This is a genomic window from Chthonomonas sp., assembly GCF_035294165.1.
Lineage (GTDB): Bacteria > Armatimonadota > Chthonomonadetes > Chthonomonadales > Chthonomonadaceae > Chthonomonas.
Window position 1 is genome coordinate 24,105 of record NZ_DATGLN010000092.1, and the last position, 16,597, is coordinate 40,701.

The following is a 16,597-nucleotide window of genomic DNA, read 5'->3' on the forward strand; positions in this document are numbered from 1 at the left end:
CTAAGCCGGCTCTTCGATAATTTCCTTCCCATCCCAACTGATCATCTCCTCCCCCTCCGGCCCGGTCTGAATATGTACCGGGCGCTTCCAAATCTGGTAAATGTAGCGGAGCGTTCGGCGCGCGTAGTCTTTATCGAGCGGTTTGCCGTCATAGTGGTGTTTCAGAAGCAGTTCGCCACGCCGCTGGTAGTCTCCATCCTCCACGGTGATCACGGGAATGCCAAAATTGGTCATACTGTCCAACAGAGTATCGCGAACCTTGCGCCAGTCCGTTTCCTGAACCACCCACACGAGTTCCCCGTTGATCTCCTCCTGTTTATAGGTGTAGAGGTCTAGGCGTTTGACAAGCCCCTCGGTGAGATATTTCCGCAGGAAAGAGGTGTCGCATTCGAGCTGGCGCACCTCGAATATCTTCTTGAGGCCTTCGCCTTGGGGGCGTGGCAGGGATTCGTCTCGCCAATCCGTCTCCGGATAGTCGGGGTCTGGCTCGCCGTTCCAGCGTCGCTCGATGTCCTTAAAAATAGTATAGCCCACGTAGTACGGATTCAGCGACATGCGCGAACCGGGAGACAGCACCGCGGAGTGCATGCGGCGAAACTCAAAATGCTCTTCTGGGGTGAGATCGATCTCGGAAAGGATTCGTTCATGCCAGTAAGAAGCCCATCCCTCGTTCATGATCTTGGTGCGCATTTGGGGAACAAAGTAGAGCATCTCTTCACGGATCATGCTCAAAATATCGCGCTGCCACCGCTCAAGTTCCGGCGCATAGTCGCGAAGGAAGCCGAGCAAATCGTAATCGGGTTCGGGAGGAATACGCCGGGAAGGGGCAGGCGCGGGCTGAAGTGATCGCTCTTCACCGATAACCCACAGATCGTCGAACTCGGTGGCATGCCGCGCAGGGTGCCGTCGCTCCTGTTCATACTCATCTAGACTTTTGCGACGGAAAGGCGCCGTTGCATGGATGTCGAAGTGATACTCAATGGAGAGCACCGCATCCAGAAACTCCTCCACCACCAGCGGGCCGTACTCCTCTTCATAGCGACGTATGCGGTTTGAGTGCAAGCGCACCTTCTCGATCATCTTGCGATCGGTCTGTTCAAAGTAGACGTTGTTCTTAAAAAAGTCGTTGTGGCCGAGCACGTGGGCTACAACAAACTTATGGGCAAGCATGGAGTTGCTCTCTAATAAAAAGGCCTGGCAAGGATCGGTGTTGAAGACGATCTCGTAGATTTTGGCCATGCCATACTCGTACATGGTTTTTTGAATATGGTAGTCGCGGCCAAAAGTCCAGTGCGAAAAACGAGCCGGCAGCCCATAGCTTCCAAGCTCATAGATAACGTGATCGGGCACTACCTCAAAATGCACCGGATAGAAATCTAGCCCAAGCTCCGCCGCTTTCTGGGTAATGATATCTATCCACTTTTCCAGTTCGGCACGCTCTGCACGGTCCATAGACGTTTCCCTCTCTCCTGACAAGGGCAATGCTGTTGAGTGGCATATGTCCTTACCTATCCCTACGCAAAAAAGGACATTATCATTTTCGGAAGTTCGATAGCCCCACTTTGCATCTTTTCTGTTGCGCAACCCAACTAGCGAGGCACGCGCACGGTGGCAATAATCCCTTGCCCATCGGGGGCGTTCTCAAGACTGAAGGTGCCGTTGAGGTCGCCCCTTACCAATGTCTCTACAATGGAAAGACCAAGGCTGTCCTCTGCCCGAATGCTGAAGCCCGGCGGCAGCGGCTCGCCATCGTTCGTAACACGCAGCAGCAGGCAGTCGGGCTGTTCCTGCAGCAAAATCTCGATGCGCCCCTCGTGGATGTTCTTGAAGCCGTGCTCCACCGCATTTTGAACAAGCTCATTAAGCACAAGGGCCATGGAGGTGGCCTTGTTCAAAGGCAGCAGAAAATCGTCGCCTTCTACCTGAGAGTGGATGATCTTGCCCGGCGGCACCACACTCTGTTTGGTGGCATTTAGGATGGACTCGGCCACCTTTTTGATGCTCACCGTATCGAGATCGCGAGAGAGCAGTTCATGCACACTGGAGATGGCGAGGATGCGAGAGAGCGTGTCGTTGAGAGCGTCCTCCACGGTGGTGTATTTGGAGTAGCGCATTTCCAGGCGAACGAGGCTGGCGATCTGTTGCAGGTTGTTTTTCACGCGATGGTGCATCTCTTGGATGACGGCGGAGCGCACAAGCAGCTTGGCATGTTCCACCGCGAGGGCTGCCTGTGTGGCCAGCGCCTGAAGAATGGCCAACTCCTCTTTGGTAAAGACGTGCTCTTTGGCCGTATAGCAGTTGAGGACGCCGATAACGTTGCCCTGCAGCATCATCGGCACGCTGGCCAAGGAGACAACACCCGCCTTTTGCGCGATCTCCGGCGAGGCATAGTCGGGGCTTTGTTGTACATTCAGCACGGTAAGAATGCGTTTTTCGGCCACGGCCTTCCCGGCAATGCTCTCGCCCACCTTCAGGTTTGGTTTGCCGATATACTCCTGGTTCTCCGCCTGCGTCGCCTTGATCACCAGTTCGTTACGAGCGGTATCTAGGAGCATCACCGTGCAGATTTTGTAGCCCATGGTGCGGGCTACCATATTCACGAAGAGATGAAGTAGCTCTTCGAGGTAGACGTTAGAGGTTATTGCCTGGCTGACTTCGGAAAGCGAATGCAGTTGAACGGCATGGCGTTCCAGTTGCCGAAATCGGCGCGACCTCTCGATAGCCCCGGCCACCTGGTTTGCGATGCCCGAAAGGAGGCGCACCTGGTTGCGTGTGTACTCTCGTGGGCGGCGCGTGCGCACGTTGATAACGCCCAATATCTCGCCACGAGTGACAAGAGGCACCGAAAGCATAGATTGAAACTCGCCTTCGTGCATTTCGGGGAAAAGCTTAAAGCGATGGTCTTTGTAGGCATCTTTACTCACGAGCACGGGTTTGCGCTCACGGGCGACCCAACCGGTGATGCCTTCGCCCATTTTGAGGCGTATCTTCCCCACTAAATCGCGCAGGCTTTCGTCGGCCGCCCGCAACACCAACTCCTGCCGATCTGGATCGAACAGGTAGACCTGGCACGAATCGGTTCCGGTGATGCGGGTGGCGATATCGGCCGTGACCTTAAGCATCTCCTCAAGGTCGAAAGCGGAACCGGTTGCCTCCCCTACCCGTCGCAGGGCGTCGGCCTCCTCTTTTTTCTCTTCTAGCTCCGCACGCAACTGTTCGATAAGCAGGTGCGCTTCGCGCAGTTGACGGTCCCGGCGGTCTAACTCCTCCTGCAAGAGGGTTACATCCGGGTCGTCGCTGCGTCGCAGCGCGGCAAACAGCCGGCGCGAGCGGGGCGTACGCAGCCGATAGGCTCTTTCGCGCATCAGGGCCCTCCCTATTTTTTCGATACGCAGCGATGGTGGCAGAGGTTCATCGCGCTAAATGTTGTGGGCAATGATAATGGCCTCGGCGATCTCGCGCATGGACTTGCGCGTGTTCATGCTCTGCACCTGGATGCGTCGAAAGGCCTCCTGCTCCTTCAAACCATACTGATCCATGAGAATGCCTTTGGCGCGATCTACCACCTTGCGCGTCTCCAGCTTCTCCTCCAAGCTTGCCGCCTGCTCCTCGATCTTCTGGTAGGCCTCCCAGCGGGCCACGGCCACCTCGATCTGCGGCATGAGATCGGCCTGTTTAAACGGTTTGACCAGGTAGGAGTAGACCCCGGCATCTTTCGCACGATTTACAAGGTCAATTTGGCTGTAGGCCGTTAGCAGAAGCACCGGCGCTATCTTCTCCTCCGTAATTATCCGCGCAGCATCTATGCCGTCCATTTCTGGCATCTTGATGTCGAGAATCACCACATCCGGCTTGAGGTTGCGGACGAGTTCCAGGGCGCGCACACCGTCGCCCGCCTCACCTACCACCTCATAGCCGCTATCTTCCAGCATTTTTTTGAGATCGAGCCGAATGATGGGCTCATCGTCGGCTATCACAATACGTAGTTTGCTTTCGCTCATAGGTCGCTCCTTCTAAAAGGATAATGAGGCCTTCAGGCCTAAACTAGGTTGAGAGTGGGTGCAGAAACAGTAGATGCCCAACGCCCTCCGCCCATAAAGGCGCTCCTTTGCCTATTCTGTAGACTATAGGGGGTGGTGGACACAAAGGGAAGGGAGGGGCGTAGGCGGGTAAATGGATTTGCGTTTCTAGATGCCTCGGCGCTGAGGAATCTATACTGTCGGCAACGGCACGAACCATCAAAAATCAAAGGAGGCGGTCTATGCGATCAGAGCGCTCCTCAAACCGAAAAACATCGGCCTCACGTTATATTATACCTCAATCTTTCTTATCCTAGTGGATGCAGGGAAAAGAGGTAGAGACCATTGCCGCAAGAGACTTGACGTTTTTGATGGAGGAGTGTATCTAGCTTGACCAGAATTCTATCATTATGATATAATCTCATTGTGCCGGCCTTCCTCCCCGTTAGGAGGAAAAATGAATTCAAACAGGAAAAATACTTTGGCCTCTTTGGCCAAGAAACTGGACCTCTCGCTCAAAGAGGCCCTCTCCATCGAGCTGCTGGAAGCCAATATAGAGAGCTTCCTGTACGCCAAGGAGATAAGCGGTGTGAGTGCCCACACCCTCACCGGCTATAGGCAGAGCTTCAAAGCCTTCCTGCAGTTCGCGAAAGAGAAGGGCGTAGACCGCATGAGCGCGGATACGCTGAAGGCCTTCTTCGCGCACCAACAGCGTCTCGGTCTAAAACCCGGTACCGTGAGCACGCGCTACACCGCCTTCCGTAGCTTCATGAGCTACCTGCTTAATGAAGGGGAGCTGGACGTAGACATCCTCCAGAGCATTCCTCGACCCATCGTGAGGCAAGATGAGATAGCCCCCTTCACCGAAGAGGAAGTCCTGAGACTGCTTGACGCGGCCAAGGAAACTCGCAACCCTGAGCGCAACGTGGCCCTGCTGTGCCTCCTGCTGGATACCGGAATGCGCATTCGGGAAGCCCTAAGCCTGAACGTAGAGGACGTGGACATTCGTTCCAAAGAGGTGTTCATACGGCACGGGAAGGGCAACAAAGGGCGCGTAGTGCCCATTTCTCCACGCTGCTTTAGGGCGCTGGTGAGCTACATCAAGACGCGCGAGCGCGTGAGCGATAGCGACCCGCTCTTCGTGAGCGAGCGGGGGGCGCGCATGGCGGTTATCACCGCGGAGAAACTGTTCGACGTGCTAGGCGCTAAAGCGAAGATTACAGGCAAGCGCGTATCCCCCCACACGATGCGCCACACCTTCGCGATCCTGTTTCTTAGGAACGGGGGACGGCAGCTGCCCTTGATGAAGATACTAGGACACACAAGCCTGGCCATGACGAACCGGTATGTCCAGTTGGCCGGGGCCGATATGGCGCGCGAGCATGAAGTCGCAAGCCCCCTCGCCAACTTGGGCAAGAAGAAGTAAGGCCTTAGGTGTTAAGCCCTCCAGTTCCCTGCTGGAGGGCTTTTTTGTTGACGTTCTAACCCCCCCTACACGACCTGACGCCTGTGTCTCCTTTTGCCCCCGGGAACCCCCTTTCGGTGTGATTGATAGAGATTTTTTTATTTGAACCAGGACCTGTTTGTTTAAAACTGACGTATTTTGGTTTTGAACGACACCTTCAAAAAGGAGAAAAAAAAGCAAATGTGGATTAGCCTGCGCGAATACGCGCGAGAGATTGGTATCTCATACCCCACCCTCTACGCCCGGTGGCGAAAGAACAAGCTCGGCCTCCCGACACGGCGGGTGGGGGAGAAAATAGAAGTTGAGCTGGATTTTAAAAATCTGCTGAAGTTGCTATGCGAGCAAGCTCTCAACACCAAAAACGAAGCGGAACTGGCTGAGTTGGCTCAACTCCTCATGCGAGAAAAAAAATGACAACGACCCGGCGATTTAAACAAGCGCGCGAAGCAGCAGGCCTCACTCGCGAAGAGGTGGCAAAGCGGTGCAGAATTACAAAAAATTATCTTTGTTTGATAGAAAACGGGCATGCAATCCCGGGCGGGCTTTTGCTGCAAAAACTAGCAGCGATCTACAACACCAATGAGCTTACCCTCTTACTAAGTGAAAAAGAAAATGAAGAGCGCTAACCCATGAGGAAGGTCGGCACAACCTTTTCGCGCTCTTCATGCACAGAGGGGAGGGAGCTCCCTCCCCTCAATTTCAAAAAAGAAAGGAGAAACTTCATGCACCCCGTCAAACTGGGCGCAGATAGGATGTATTTTGACACAACCCGCCTGCAGAATGCAAAACCAACCCGCAATGGGTACATTTGCAGCTGCCCCTGCTCTTGGGCGCACACAAATGGCGACGCGAACCCCTCTTTGTCTTTAACCCTAGAAGGGGGGCAGCTACTCGTTAAGTGCTTTCGCAACTGCAACTTCGGGGACATCGTGCGCGAATTTAAGCGCACGGGCGTACTGTTGCCGATAGAAAGCAACATCAAGCATTCGCGTCTTGATGTCGCGGAGAAAGCCCCTCAGGCCCGGCGCGATGATGAAGAAAAATCTATCACCACGGAAGAGCTAGCGCGATATGACGCAAATCGCATGCGCGCGCACGCGCGCGTGTACTGGCAAGCTAAACTCAATTCATTGCCATGCACCTTCGGTGCTAAGAACCCCAAGGGGTGCTGGAAACAATATCAGCGTGAACGCTATTCGGCCTCAAAGCTCAGGGATGAAATCAAAAAGCCCTGCAACTTGGCTTTGGTCTGCGGGGAGCATTGGAACCTAATCGCGATTGATATAGACAACCCCGGGCTGTTTTTTGAGCGCGTTTTGCGTCCAACCGGCCTTTCATTGAAGAGTTTTTTGCGCCAGTGCGCGCGAGCGGGGGCCCACATAGAGCGCAGCGGGAAGGGCTTTCACCTCTTTTTCGCGTACTCGCAGCTGCATTCCACCCTTCTCGACAGGAAGGCCACCCTCGCCCTGGGCGGCTTTGAGATACTCAGCAAAGAGAGTGAAACTTGCGTTGTAGCGCCTTCCTACCACGCAGACAAGAAAAAATTTTATCGCACTATCACACCGATTGAGCGCTTGAAAGAGAGAAAGCCTATACCCCAAGAGGTGGTAGAGATGCTCACCAATGCGCTTGAGCGCGCCGCGGCAACGCGAGACAGCGAAGAGTGGCATTACCCTGTCCCCTTCGCGCTGGAAGAAGCACTGCCTTCTTGCCCGGTTGATGTTCTCCCTCCGCTCGTTCATGAGCTTGCCGAAGAGATAGCGCGAGCTGTCCAGGTGCCGTTAGAGATGCCCGTCGGCTTTGCGCTCTCAACGCTCGCATCCTCTACCATGGGCGGGTGGCAAGTAGAAGTGAAGCGTGACTTCATCGTTGAATGTAATTTGTATTCCCTCGTCATAGCACGCTCAGGCGAGCGAAAAAGCGAAGCGTTTAGAAAAATCACAGAGCCTCTGCGCGAGTGGGAAAGAGTTTATCAAAAAAAAGAAGCCGCAGAAGTCGCAGCCGCAAATGATGCTTATGACCTTTACGAGCAGAAACGGAATGCACTCAAAGGGGCGATTGTCAAGTCTCAAGACCCAAGGCAAGAGCAAGAGCTGATGCAGAAGCTGAGAGAGCTGCACCAAGCGCCACCAGTGAAGAGGTACCCGTTTAAGCTTATAGTATCTAACGCAACTTCCGAGGCGCTGGAGAGGCACCTCGCCGAGCAGAACGGGCTTGCAGCTATATTAAGTGATGAGCCTGACGTGCTCGGCGTTATAGCGGCGGGCAAATACAATGCCCAGAATACTATCGTCACGAACACACTTGGCGTTCTGCTAAATGGCTACGATGGTGGTACCGTCGAGACCATCCGCATTGGCCGGGGGGATGTTTTCATTGAGCGTGCGCTTCTCTCCATTGGCCTGGCGGTGCAGCCTGTGGTTTTGCGCGCCCTGATGGACAACAAAAACCTAACGCTTCGGGGCCTGCCTGCGCGGTTCGCCTTCTTCTGGTGCTCTTCGATGGCCGGCGCGAGGGAGCTGCTGCGTGAAGAGGTAAACGAACAAATTCTCGCGCGCTGGAGAGAATTGCTGTTTGAGCTCCTGAACAAACGCATCCAGAACTTCAGGTCAGGAAAGCCCCAGCGTCTGACGTTCGAGCCTGGCGCCTTCCGTCGCCTTGTAACGTTTCACGATGACGAGAGCGAGCCGCTTTTTCGCGAAGGAGGGGACTTTCAGCGCGCGCCAGAATGGGGCAACCGTTGGGTTGCGTTGGTTGTGCGTTTAGCTGCTCTCTTTCATCTCGCCGAGCGGGAAGAGAGCAACACGATATCTCTCTCTACACTCGAACGCGCGATAGCGTTGGGTTATTATCTGAAATCCCATGCCCTCTTCGCGTTGGCCCAGTCGGGCGTGGACGAGGTTTATGACAACGCAGCGAAAGTTGCGTCGCGTGTAACTTCTGAGCGCCTCGCGGAGTTTACCCTCCGCGACGTTGAGCGCTGGTGTCACTGCACCGCCGAAGAAGGTGAAGCGGTATTAAACTTTCTTAAGCAAAAAGGCTGGATAAAGACCGAGCAGCGCATACCTCCTGGTGGTGGAACGCCATCAACGCTATGCGTCGTGAACCCTGCAGTGCACAACGCAGAAACACTGAAAACGTGTGACAACCGTGACAACCGTGAGAATTTGGGGCACTTAGACAAGCGGTTGTCACGGTTGTCACAAGATTCTTCTGATTTTGAACCCCAACTTGCAGAAGTAGACAACCAAGAAGAAACGACAGAAGTAAAAACAGCTGACAGCGCGACTGCAGGAGAAATAGTTAAGCAGTATGAAACAAACAGCGCGACTGCAGAGGCGGACCCGCAGGATGACGATGACCCTCCACCCTCCCCCCCCTCGGTGTTGACGCCAGAAGAAGCTGCAAAGCTAGACCATTTGGCCTGCGTGCTCAAAAAAACCATCGTGGAGAGAGGAGAGCTGCGCATAACCCCAAATACACCTGGGTACGCACAAGTCGCGTATTATCTCCAAGAGTTCAGAAAGCGCATCTCGCCTGAGTACACCATCGCAGAAGAAAAAGACTGCTTGGTAGCACGGCCTACGCTAAGCGCAACCGACATTGACCTTCTGAGAAACAGCAAAGTGCTCTGGGATGACCCTCACTTCTTAGCAAAGCAGTTGGGAGTGCCGGTTGCGGCAGTGCAAACTGCCATCGCTGCGCTGAAGGGAGGTGGGCAAAGTGCATGAGGCTATAACCGCCTACTGTATCTTGCGTGAAGCCGGTGGGCAAATGCGACTTTCTACCCTCTTTGCAAGGCTGAGAGAGAAGACCGGTTGCGATTACGACACCGCCCTTCGTGCGATTGAGGTGCTGTTCGAGGAAGGCGAGGTGGCAATGAACGATACCGGTATGCCCATAGTCTACGAAAAGCGCAAGCTTCCACTAAGCGCGCAGGAACTAGAAGGGCTTGCTGCCCTGTTGGCCAGCGCGTTTGATTTCTACCTAGCTGACTGCGACAGCACCCTGCTGAAGCCGCATCAGTTGGAGGAATTCCTCGTGCCCCTACACGACGTGCATAGGCACTTCCCTGCCCTGCGCACGCTGGTAGCCCGACACGGCTACACCTTCACCCCGGTGCCCGAAGGCTTCCTGGTGGAGAAGAAGTTATGCAAAAGCAGCTGAAACTGACACCGCCGACAGTGAGTGAGCGAGAACTGCAACGCTACGTCGTGCAAGCGCTCCAGCAGCGAGGCTACCTTGTCTTGCAGATCGGCACTTTTCGTGTGAAGAACCGGTGCGCGTTCTGTGGCAAGACGAACACCCCCAGAGCGACGGGCAACACCCCCGGCGCGCCAGACCTGTTCGTTACGCGCACGGACTGGCCTGCGAACACCTGGTTCGCAATTGAGCTGAAAGCGCCCGGTGGTGGGCGGGTGAGCAGCGAACAGCGCCACCTCGCAGAACAGCAACGCATTCTTATCAGCGATAGCCTGCTTGAAATCTTGGAGGCATTAGAGAAGTACCACCAAGCCCTTGTGACGCGATTAGCCAGGGGCGTTGAGAGCTTAGGGCTTGCTGGAGGAGGAACCTCCTGACGCGAAGGAAGGGCACCGTGGCGCGCACGGATGAGGGCGTGGCGGGGCTAGTGCTCTTCCCCCTCCGTGCCCTTCCCCCACCGCACACGAGGGGCTCAGCGCAAGCGCACACGCCCCCCCCGTCGGTGTCGCGCGACGGAGAGCGGTTACTTTTTTTGCCGTAAAAAGGGGGGGGCAAAGAAATCTCTTGTGGGGAGAACGGATAGGGGGAGCGGGAAAAAGGAGGAAAACCCCATTCCGTGTGCGCCTTCGCGAGTACCCCCATCCCTCCTCCCTTGCCCCTCTTTGATCTCTATTGCGCGCAAAAACGCAGGCCGGGGGGATTTGGAAATCAACCCCCTCTGGGCGGAGTAGAATAAAGAGAACCTGTTCGCGCGAAAGGAGAAAAGATGAAAAACACCAACAAGCCCCTACCCGGGGTAGGGAAACTCCCGGTTATCACCGTACCGGCCCCCAAGCCGCCTAAGCTCCCCAAGCCGCCCGCTCCCACTGGGCTAGGGAAGCGACTGGCAAGCAACTACTTCAAAAACATCGCGAAGTAATCTCTCCCCAAGCCTCCCCAAAGAAGAGGGAACCCCCAAAGAAGAGGGTTCCCTCTCTTCTTTGGGGAGGCTTGACCGATGACCGCTAACGTGATCATGGTAAACAACGAACGCTTCGATGTGACCTGGAAGCGCGAGGTAGGCTACCTCGTGAAGAACCTGGAGAACGGGCACGAATACGTTGTAGACAAGGAGAGGTGCAACTGCCCTGCTTTCGTGCACGGAAAACAGCGGCCCTGCAAGCACCTTCGCGCTGTCCACCTCTACTTTGAGACGCAAGTCTCAAGAGACTTCCCCTCCGGTACCTCTCCGTCCCCGCAGAACCCACCGAAAGAAGCCCTTCCCACCGGCGGTGTGAAGCGCGAATTCTTCGTAGAGCGTCAAGGGAAGCAGTTTGTCTCGTATGCAGGACTGCTTGACCTCGCCCACCGAACGGGTTTGCAAAGCATAACGACGGAGCTGGTGCAGGTGCCTTCTGACGCGAACGGGTACGAAGCTATTGTGAAAGCTGTCGTCACGATGAGCGACGGGAGGAGCTTCACCGGTTACGGCGACGCTTCGCCCTCCAATGTGAACGGGGTGGTGAAGCATTGTCTCCTCCGCATGGCGGAGACACGGGCAAAAGCACGCGCTTTGCGCGACGCCGTCAACATCGGTGTGGCTTCGCTGGAGGAAGTGGAAAGCGAGGAGGGGGTGCCCGCACCCGTTGCCAGGAAAGAGGAGGCCCCGGCGACGGAAGCGCAAATCCAGGCAATCCAGACCCTTGCGCGTCGTGCGAACGCGAACGTGAAGGTGGAGGGCTTGACGAGGGAGGAGGCTTCTCACCTCATTCGCGAATTGCAGAAAGCCTCGTAACCCCTTTACGCAGAGGGGGGGGGAGAGGAAGTTCTCTTCCCCTCCTTTTTTGTTGTGTCCTAGCCCCTCCTTGCTCGCCGACCCCCTCTTACACCCCCTACGAAATATACGAATTAAACGAATTAAGTCCCCCCCCAAACCCCTGCAACCGGACTTAATTCGTATAATTCGTTTAATTCGTACCCCCCTTATACTCCCCCTCGCGATAATGCCGCTGTAAGAGCACCGAACCCATCGCCACTTTTGTTGTGTCCCCGAAGGGGGGAACCCCCCTACACCCATTATCTTCTCCCCCATTATCCTCTTCCCTCCCCCAACGCAAGTGCTCCACCGTAGACCTCTACCCCTTTAGGAGTGGTGCAGGTTCTATGCTGGTAACCCCGCGATTTGGGGTACAGATAGGCCAGAATCGATCAACAAAATCAACAAAATTAGCCCCGAAGGCCCCTCACCCCCGAATTTTGTTGATTTTGTTGAAGCCGATCAGCATGTTTCAACTCCATTTTCTTGCGCGCAGGCGGAAGAAAAAGCCTAGCCCTATGGCGGTGCGACAGGCTAGGCTAAAGGCACACCCGTGATTGTACCCCCCCCTTCACGGTGGGGAGAGAGCGCTCAAGACCCCTCGCGATGGGAGGCGTCTAGGAAGTCCTTCTGACGCGATTGCGAGGGTTTCTGGCGAGGTGGTGCTAGTGCAAACGCATTCTCTCCACCGTGCACTTCCACCACTGCCCTATCGCGATGGAGCGCTCCCGTCCACCACCGCACACTGTGGAGGCAGGAAGGTACCCCCACTGCGCTGCTGCTCTTCTGCGGGCTTGCTGGCGCGATTGTGGGGACTGCTAACGCTCGCGCACGGGGGAGGGCTTAGACACCCACCACAAACACCCCACTGCCACGCTGGAAAAGGGCGTAGGGGGAACGAAATTTGCCAGGGTATGGGGTAATATACTATAAATACTTTTGGGCGTTTTGGAGGGCTTAAGAAGGCGCTTTGAGAAGAGTTCAAGGTCAAACTTGACGCATAGGATGGAGCATTCTATAATTAGAACAGAAAAAGCTATCGAGCGTCACGTTTCTGAAAACCACCGAGCCTACCCGCCAGCTCAGAGACAACAGCATCAATCGCTCAGGCGCGCGAAAGCGATGAGCAAGAAATCTCTTGTTGGAGCTTTCCTTGTCTAAGGCATCCGACACAACCCAATTCCCTTCCGACGACGGCGCCCTTCCAACCGAACGGGCGGCATTGTCGCCTCAAGAGGAAGAACCGCCGCAACCTCTCTCTCCCCAAAAGGGAATGCGGCTCGCTCTGTTAAGTGGCCTAGGGCTTATCGGCCTCTATCTGCTCGCCGCCTACCTCCCCGCAACGGAGTTCTATATTCTGCTTTCAACCCTACTGGCTCTGCCGTTGACTCTCTTGTTCGCTATCGGCCTTGTCAGTGCCTTGGCCTCGCCGAAAGCCCTTCTCATCAACACCGTGCTCTCTTTCGCGCTCTTCCTCCCGTTACCCCTGCTCGGTGTCCTTAATACCCTCATTCCTCTTCCCAAATGGGTTTTTTGGGCTGTTGTTCCGAACCTTCTGCTTGCCCGTTTCGTGCCAGGGGCCGGCACGCTACTGCTTATCTGGTGCGCCTGCTGCGCGGGCCACTGGCTTTCGCGCCTCGTGCGCGAGCGCAAGATGCTGCTGCCCATCTCCGTTGCGCTCGCTCTCGTGGATGTTTTCACCGTGTTTGGCGGTGGCGTCGTAACCCAAGCCACCCACGCCCCGAAAGGGCACGCCGTTCTCCAAAAAACGGCCATGGCCACGCTCACGGCAAAACTTCCCACCTCGGCCCGAGGGGCTGCCCCCATGCAACTCGCCGTTGGGTTTGCCGACTTCCTTTTTGTGGCGTTCTTTTTCGCCTGTTTCCAGCGGCTTGGCATGAGCCTTCGCGCCTATCGGGCCACCATCATCGCCTTGCTCGTGGTGCTTACGGGCTATTTGGCCTTCGTTTTTCTGTTTTCAACCGATCTGCCTGCACTGGTCCCCATCGCGGTGGTTGTCATCGCCGTCAACTGGCGTGCCTTTCGCTATAGCCGAAGCGAGCGTTTCGCCTTGCTCTATGCCGGCTTGGCCCTCGTTGTGTTTTTAGGCCTCGCCATCTACTTTCTACACAAATAGAGAACACAAGGACGATTCAACAGCACGGCCTTCAGCCGCACATGGAGGAGAGAATGTCAAAAGAGATAACGTTTGTGAACCTCTTTTCCGATCGCCCTTTCAAGGGGGATCGGGTCGCAGTGTGTCCTTTAGAAAAGTCGCCCTTAACTTCCTGGATGCAAACGGTGGCGACCGAACTAAATAGTCCTATAACGGCATTTTGCTATCAACCGGCCGGTGCAACGAACAGGCATCTTCGCTGTTTTACGCCTCAGACCCTCATGCCCTTCTGCACGCACGGGGCTTTGGCCGCTGCCCACCTGTTCGCGGATGCTCGGCAGAAATCGGTGTTCCACACAGAGAATGAGGAGCTGGAGGTGCAGGTCGAAAACGGCTGGTTAGCGATGGAACTGCCGGCCCGAAAAACCGAACCGGCTCCCGCCCCGCCTGCATTGCATGTGGGTCTTGGTGTGGTGCCGATCTTTGTGGGCAAGAACAACCGAGATTACCTGGTTGCTCTATCTTCGGAAGAGGTGTTGCGCGCCTTGCAGCCGGATTTTAGTCTCTTGCGCGACCTCGATGCCGAGCGCATTGTGATTACGGCGCGTGCGGAAACCACCGGATACGACTACGTTTGCCGGGCTTTTGCGCCCCACTGCAGCGAGACGGAGGAGTGCGTCTCGGCGGATGCGCATGCCCTCTTGGCCCCGTTTTGGGCACAGAGGCGAAACACAAAAAGTTTGGTGGCCCTCCACGCCTCCAAAAGGGAGGGCACCGTTCGCGTGCAGATGCTGCGTGATCGTATTAGGCTCTCTCTATACGCGGTTATCACCATGCAGGTACGGCTATGTGAGCAAGGATTAGAGGAGTTAGAAGGAGAACAATAGTCATGCGATTTGGTGTATGTGCAGGGGTGGATGTCGCTCCGGTTTTGGCGGAGGCGGGCTACGACTATATCGAGCTTTCCGTTGCTGCCGATCTTGCGCCGGAAACGGACGATAGCACATGGTCAGCCCACCGGCATCGGATCGAGCAGATGCCTCTGCCGGTTGAGGCGTTCAACTCGTTTGTACGTTCGGGCAAAATTGTGGGGCCGGAGGCGGATTTCGAGCGGTTGCGCCGCTATGTGAACACCGCGCTCGAACGAGCCGCCCGACTAGGGGCGGAGATCATCGTCTTTGGGAGCGGGGGCGCGCGCCATATCCCCAATGGGTTCGACCGCGCGGTCGCACGACAGCAGATATTGGACTTCCTCCATCTCTGTGCCGACGCTTCGGAGCGTACCGGCGTAAAGGTGGCCATCGAGCCTCTCAACAAGCGGGAGTGCAACGTCCTTAACCTCGTTTCCGAGGGTGCAGCGTATGCGCGGGAGGTCGCTCGGCCGGGGGTGGGTGTTCTTGCCGACACGTTTCACATGGAGTGCGAGTCGGAACCGCTCGATGCCATTCTCGCGGCTGCCGACATTCTGTTGCACGTACATACCGCCGACACGCACCGGTATGCGCCGGGGACGGGTTCCTACGATTATGAGGCTCTATTCCGCACTCTTTACCAATGCGGCTACAACAGGCGTCTCTCCATCGAGTGCGACTTTCAAGGAAAGCTGGCGACTTTGGCCGCCCCAGCCCTATCTCGCCTCAAAGCCGCCTATGCGGCGGCCTATAAGGGGAACGCTCAGACCTAAGGAACTCTCCTTACAACCCAACGGTGCTGTGCTTAAGGGCGCCCTTCCTCTCAATCAACGGTACTCTGGCGGAATCTGGCTCACGTCCTTGCAAGAGTCTTCGGGGTCAGGATAGACGTCCGTCCACAGATGTTGCATGCAGGTGGCGGCGAGTTTTAGGCGCTTGGCGTGCCCGTCGGCAAAGAGAAAGTTGATCGCCCCGTTGTGCGACTGAAAGGCCCCCAGGCCGCCACGACCATCGGGGGCTGTCAAGGTGAGAAACCAGTTCCCAAGATCGGGATAGTTATAGCGCGATTCGATCACCCAGAGGAGCTGCGCCGGAGCGCTTATCTCGGCGAGGTATCGGGGGCGCACACGCGGCTCGCCGTACCAACAAGGCGGAACAGCCTCGTGAAAGAAAGCCCCATTGTAGGCATACGAGGCAGGGAGCCACTGCGAACGAGGGTAGGCCCAGTTCGATTCGCCACCCATAGTGCCGTTGAAACCGCCTTGGTACCAGGCGTAGGTGTTCGAGGGACAGTCAAAAATCTGCAGATTTTTGATGTAAGGAGCGATCTCCCGTTTCCAGTTGATCGAACTGCCCTCAAGCTGATCGGACGGGTTCCAAAGTGGGGACGGCGCCATACACCCGCTTGTGGGATGGGTGGCGTCTGGAAGGCGGCTCATCGGGTAGGTCTCGTCATAATCCTGTAGATAGAGCAGAAGCGCGGTGCCGATCTGCTTTTCGTTGGAAAGACAGCTTAGGCCCCGAGCGGCCTCGCGCGCCCGGGAAAATACCGGAAAGAGCAACGCTGCCAATAGCCCGATAATTGCCAGAACCACCAGCAGCTCGATAAGCGTAAAACCTTTCAACCGCCTAAAGTAAGGCAGCTCACTATATGCAGTATGTTGGTTCATTGTCGGTTCTCCTCGTTACCATTGGCCGACCATCCAACGTGAGAAGGCACGGTCAAGATCACGCGCGTTATGGATGGCAACACCGGTATATGTTGCTAGCTTTTGCAGCCCGGCTTTATGGTCGGCACCTTGCTGCAGCACCAATCCATCCTGGCAGATGGCGATGAGACCGTAGTGGGGGTCGCTTAAGGCGCCTTCGGCAAAAAGCGGGTAAACATCGTTGGGCATAGGCCAGTCGTTACGAGCGTAGCCGAGCACGATGTATTGAACTGGCGCTCCCGTGAAAAGGGTTTTGTATTCGCTCGGCACCGGCGGCCATCGGTAGTAGCTGGTTTGCGTCTGCTGTTCCAGTGCTTGGGGCGTGCCGCCCCAGCTTAAGTGAGTAAAGGGATTAGGGAAGGTATAGAGATAGGGTCTA

The 16,597-nt window shown here is 55.9% G+C and carries 15 protein-coding genes and 1 pseudogene; 11 read left to right on the forward strand and 5 right to left on the reverse strand.

What is annotated here, in order from left to right:
• The 3 genes from VKV29_RS04890 to VKV29_RS04900 all read right to left on the reverse strand — a co-directional run bounded on the left by VKV29_RS04890 (position 1) and on the right by VKV29_RS04900 (position 4,001).
• Positions 1-1,452: a SpoVR family protein gene (locus VKV29_RS04890; protein WP_324200180.1), complete on the reverse strand. Its 1,452-nt coding sequence runs from the start codon at positions 1,450-1,452 to the stop codon at positions 1-3.
• Between the two features lie 137 nt (positions 1,453-1,589).
• On the reverse strand, positions 1,590-3,365 hold the full coding sequence (locus tag VKV29_RS04895; protein WP_324200181.1) for a GAF domain-containing protein: 1,776 nt from the start codon (positions 3,363-3,365) through the stop codon (positions 1,590-1,592).
• A gap of 54 nt (positions 3,366-3,419) precedes the next feature.
• The gene (locus tag VKV29_RS04900; protein ID WP_324200182.1) at positions 3,420-4,001 is read right to left on the reverse strand and encodes an ANTAR domain-containing response regulator; all 582 of its coding nucleotides are present in this window, start codon (positions 3,999-4,001) and stop codon (positions 3,420-3,422) included.
• A gap of 475 nt (positions 4,002-4,476) precedes the next feature.
• Here VKV29_RS04900 and VKV29_RS04905 point away from each other — a divergent pair, with 475 nt between their 5' ends.
• From VKV29_RS04905 to VKV29_RS04955, 11 genes are all read left to right on the forward strand, one after another.
• On the forward strand, positions 4,477-5,445 hold the full coding sequence (locus VKV29_RS04905; protein ID WP_324200183.1) for a tyrosine-type recombinase/integrase: 969 nt from the start codon (positions 4,477-4,479) through the stop codon (positions 5,443-5,445).
• Between the two features lie 219 nt (positions 5,446-5,664).
• The gene (locus VKV29_RS04910; RefSeq protein ID WP_324200184.1) at positions 5,665-5,898 is read left to right on the forward strand and encodes a hypothetical protein; all 234 of its coding nucleotides are present in this window, start codon (positions 5,665-5,667) and stop codon (positions 5,896-5,898) included.
• A complete protein-coding gene (locus VKV29_RS04915) occupies positions 5,895-6,110 on the forward strand; it encodes a helix-turn-helix transcriptional regulator (protein WP_324200185.1) in 216 nt (71 codons plus the stop codon). Before VKV29_RS04910 ends, VKV29_RS04915 begins: the two co-directional genes overlap by 4 nt.
• 96 nt (positions 6,111-6,206) lie before the next feature.
• Positions 6,207-9,215 carry a DUF3987 domain-containing protein gene (locus VKV29_RS04920; protein ID WP_324200186.1) on the forward strand — a complete coding sequence of 1,003 codons (3,009 nt, stop codon included), beginning with the start codon at positions 6,207-6,209 and terminating at the stop codon, positions 9,213-9,215.
• Positions 9,208-9,651 carry a hypothetical protein gene (locus VKV29_RS04925; protein WP_324200187.1) on the forward strand — a complete coding sequence of 148 codons (444 nt, stop codon included), beginning with the start codon at positions 9,208-9,210 and terminating at the stop codon, positions 9,649-9,651. The genes VKV29_RS04920 and VKV29_RS04925 overlap by 8 nt, the downstream gene beginning before the upstream one ends.
• Complete coding sequence (locus tag VKV29_RS04930) at positions 9,636-10,064, forward strand: hypothetical protein (protein WP_324200188.1); 429 nt, start codon at positions 9,636-9,638, stop codon at positions 10,062-10,064. Before VKV29_RS04925 ends, VKV29_RS04930 begins: the two co-directional genes overlap by 16 nt.
• A gap of 389 nt (positions 10,065-10,453) precedes the next feature.
• The gene (locus VKV29_RS04935; RefSeq protein WP_324200189.1) at positions 10,454-10,606 is read left to right on the forward strand and encodes a hypothetical protein; all 153 of its coding nucleotides are present in this window, start codon (positions 10,454-10,456) and stop codon (positions 10,604-10,606) included.
• 78 nt (positions 10,607-10,684) lie between these two features.
• A complete protein-coding gene (locus VKV29_RS04940) occupies positions 10,685-11,461 on the forward strand; it encodes a hypothetical protein (RefSeq protein WP_324200190.1) in 777 nt (258 codons plus the stop codon).
• A 1,174-nt stretch (positions 11,462-12,635) separates the two neighbouring features.
• On the forward strand, positions 12,636-13,619 hold the full coding sequence (locus tag VKV29_RS04945; protein ID WP_324200191.1) for a hypothetical protein: 984 nt from the start codon (positions 12,636-12,638) through the stop codon (positions 13,617-13,619).
• A gap of 53 nt (positions 13,620-13,672) precedes the next feature.
• Positions 13,673-14,485 carry a PhzF family phenazine biosynthesis protein gene (locus VKV29_RS04950; RefSeq protein WP_324200192.1) on the forward strand — a complete coding sequence of 271 codons (813 nt, stop codon included), beginning with the start codon at positions 13,673-13,675 and terminating at the stop codon, positions 14,483-14,485.
• Positions 14,486-14,487: 2 nt separating this feature from the next.
• On the forward strand, positions 14,488-15,282 hold the full coding sequence (locus VKV29_RS04955; protein ID WP_324200193.1) for a sugar phosphate isomerase/epimerase family protein: 795 nt from the start codon (positions 14,488-14,490) through the stop codon (positions 15,280-15,282).
• A 54-nt stretch (positions 15,283-15,336) separates the two neighbouring features.
• Here the strand turns inward: VKV29_RS04955 and VKV29_RS04960 are convergent, their stop codons facing one another.
• Entirely contained in the window at positions 15,337-16,179 is an 843-nt protein-coding gene (locus tag VKV29_RS04960; RefSeq protein WP_324200194.1) for a DUF1559 domain-containing protein, read from the reverse strand.
• A gap of 15 nt (positions 16,180-16,194) precedes the next feature.
• Positions 16,195-16,597: pseudogene (locus tag VKV29_RS04965) on the reverse strand (hypothetical protein); the annotation flags it as partial.

What these genes read in the sequence shown, in the direction of transcription:
- VKV29_RS04955 (WP_324200193.1), top strand. Translation starts at nt 14,488, where the DNA reads ATGCGATTTGGTGTATGTGCAGGGGTGGATGTCGCTCCGGTTTTGGCG.
- VKV29_RS04905 (WP_324200183.1), top strand. Translation starts at nt 4,477, where the DNA reads ATGAATTCAAACAGGAAAAATACTTTGGCCTCTTTGGCCAAGAAACTG.
- VKV29_RS04960 (WP_324200194.1), bottom strand. Translation starts at nt 16,179, where the DNA reads ATGAACCAACATACTGCATATAGTGAGCTGCCTTACTTTAGGCGGTTG.
- VKV29_RS04890 (WP_324200180.1), bottom strand. Translation starts at nt 1,452, where the DNA reads ATGGACCGTGCAGAGCGTGCCGAACTGGAAAAGTGGATAGATATCATT.
- VKV29_RS04940 (WP_324200190.1), top strand. Translation starts at nt 10,685, where the DNA reads ATGACCGCTAACGTGATCATGGTAAACAACGAACGCTTCGATGTGACC.
- VKV29_RS04950 (WP_324200192.1), top strand. Translation starts at nt 13,673, where the DNA reads ATGTCAAAAGAGATAACGTTTGTGAACCTCTTTTCCGATCGCCCTTTC.
- VKV29_RS04910 (WP_324200184.1), top strand. Translation starts at nt 5,665, where the DNA reads ATGTGGATTAGCCTGCGCGAATACGCGCGAGAGATTGGTATCTCATAC.
- VKV29_RS04915 (WP_324200185.1), top strand. Translation starts at nt 5,895, where the DNA reads ATGACAACGACCCGGCGATTTAAACAAGCGCGCGAAGCAGCAGGCCTC.
- VKV29_RS04900 (WP_324200182.1), bottom strand. Translation starts at nt 4,001, where the DNA reads ATGAGCGAAAGCAAACTACGTATTGTGATAGCCGACGATGAGCCCATC.
- VKV29_RS04930 (WP_324200188.1), top strand. Translation starts at nt 9,636, where the DNA reads ATGCAAAAGCAGCTGAAACTGACACCGCCGACAGTGAGTGAGCGAGAA.
- VKV29_RS04920 (WP_324200186.1), top strand. Translation starts at nt 6,207, where the DNA reads ATGCACCCCGTCAAACTGGGCGCAGATAGGATGTATTTTGACACAACC.
- VKV29_RS04935 (WP_324200189.1), top strand. Translation starts at nt 10,454, where the DNA reads ATGAAAAACACCAACAAGCCCCTACCCGGGGTAGGGAAACTCCCGGTT.
- VKV29_RS04895 (WP_324200181.1), bottom strand. Translation starts at nt 3,365, where the DNA reads ATGCGCGAAAGAGCCTATCGGCTGCGTACGCCCCGCTCGCGCCGGCTG.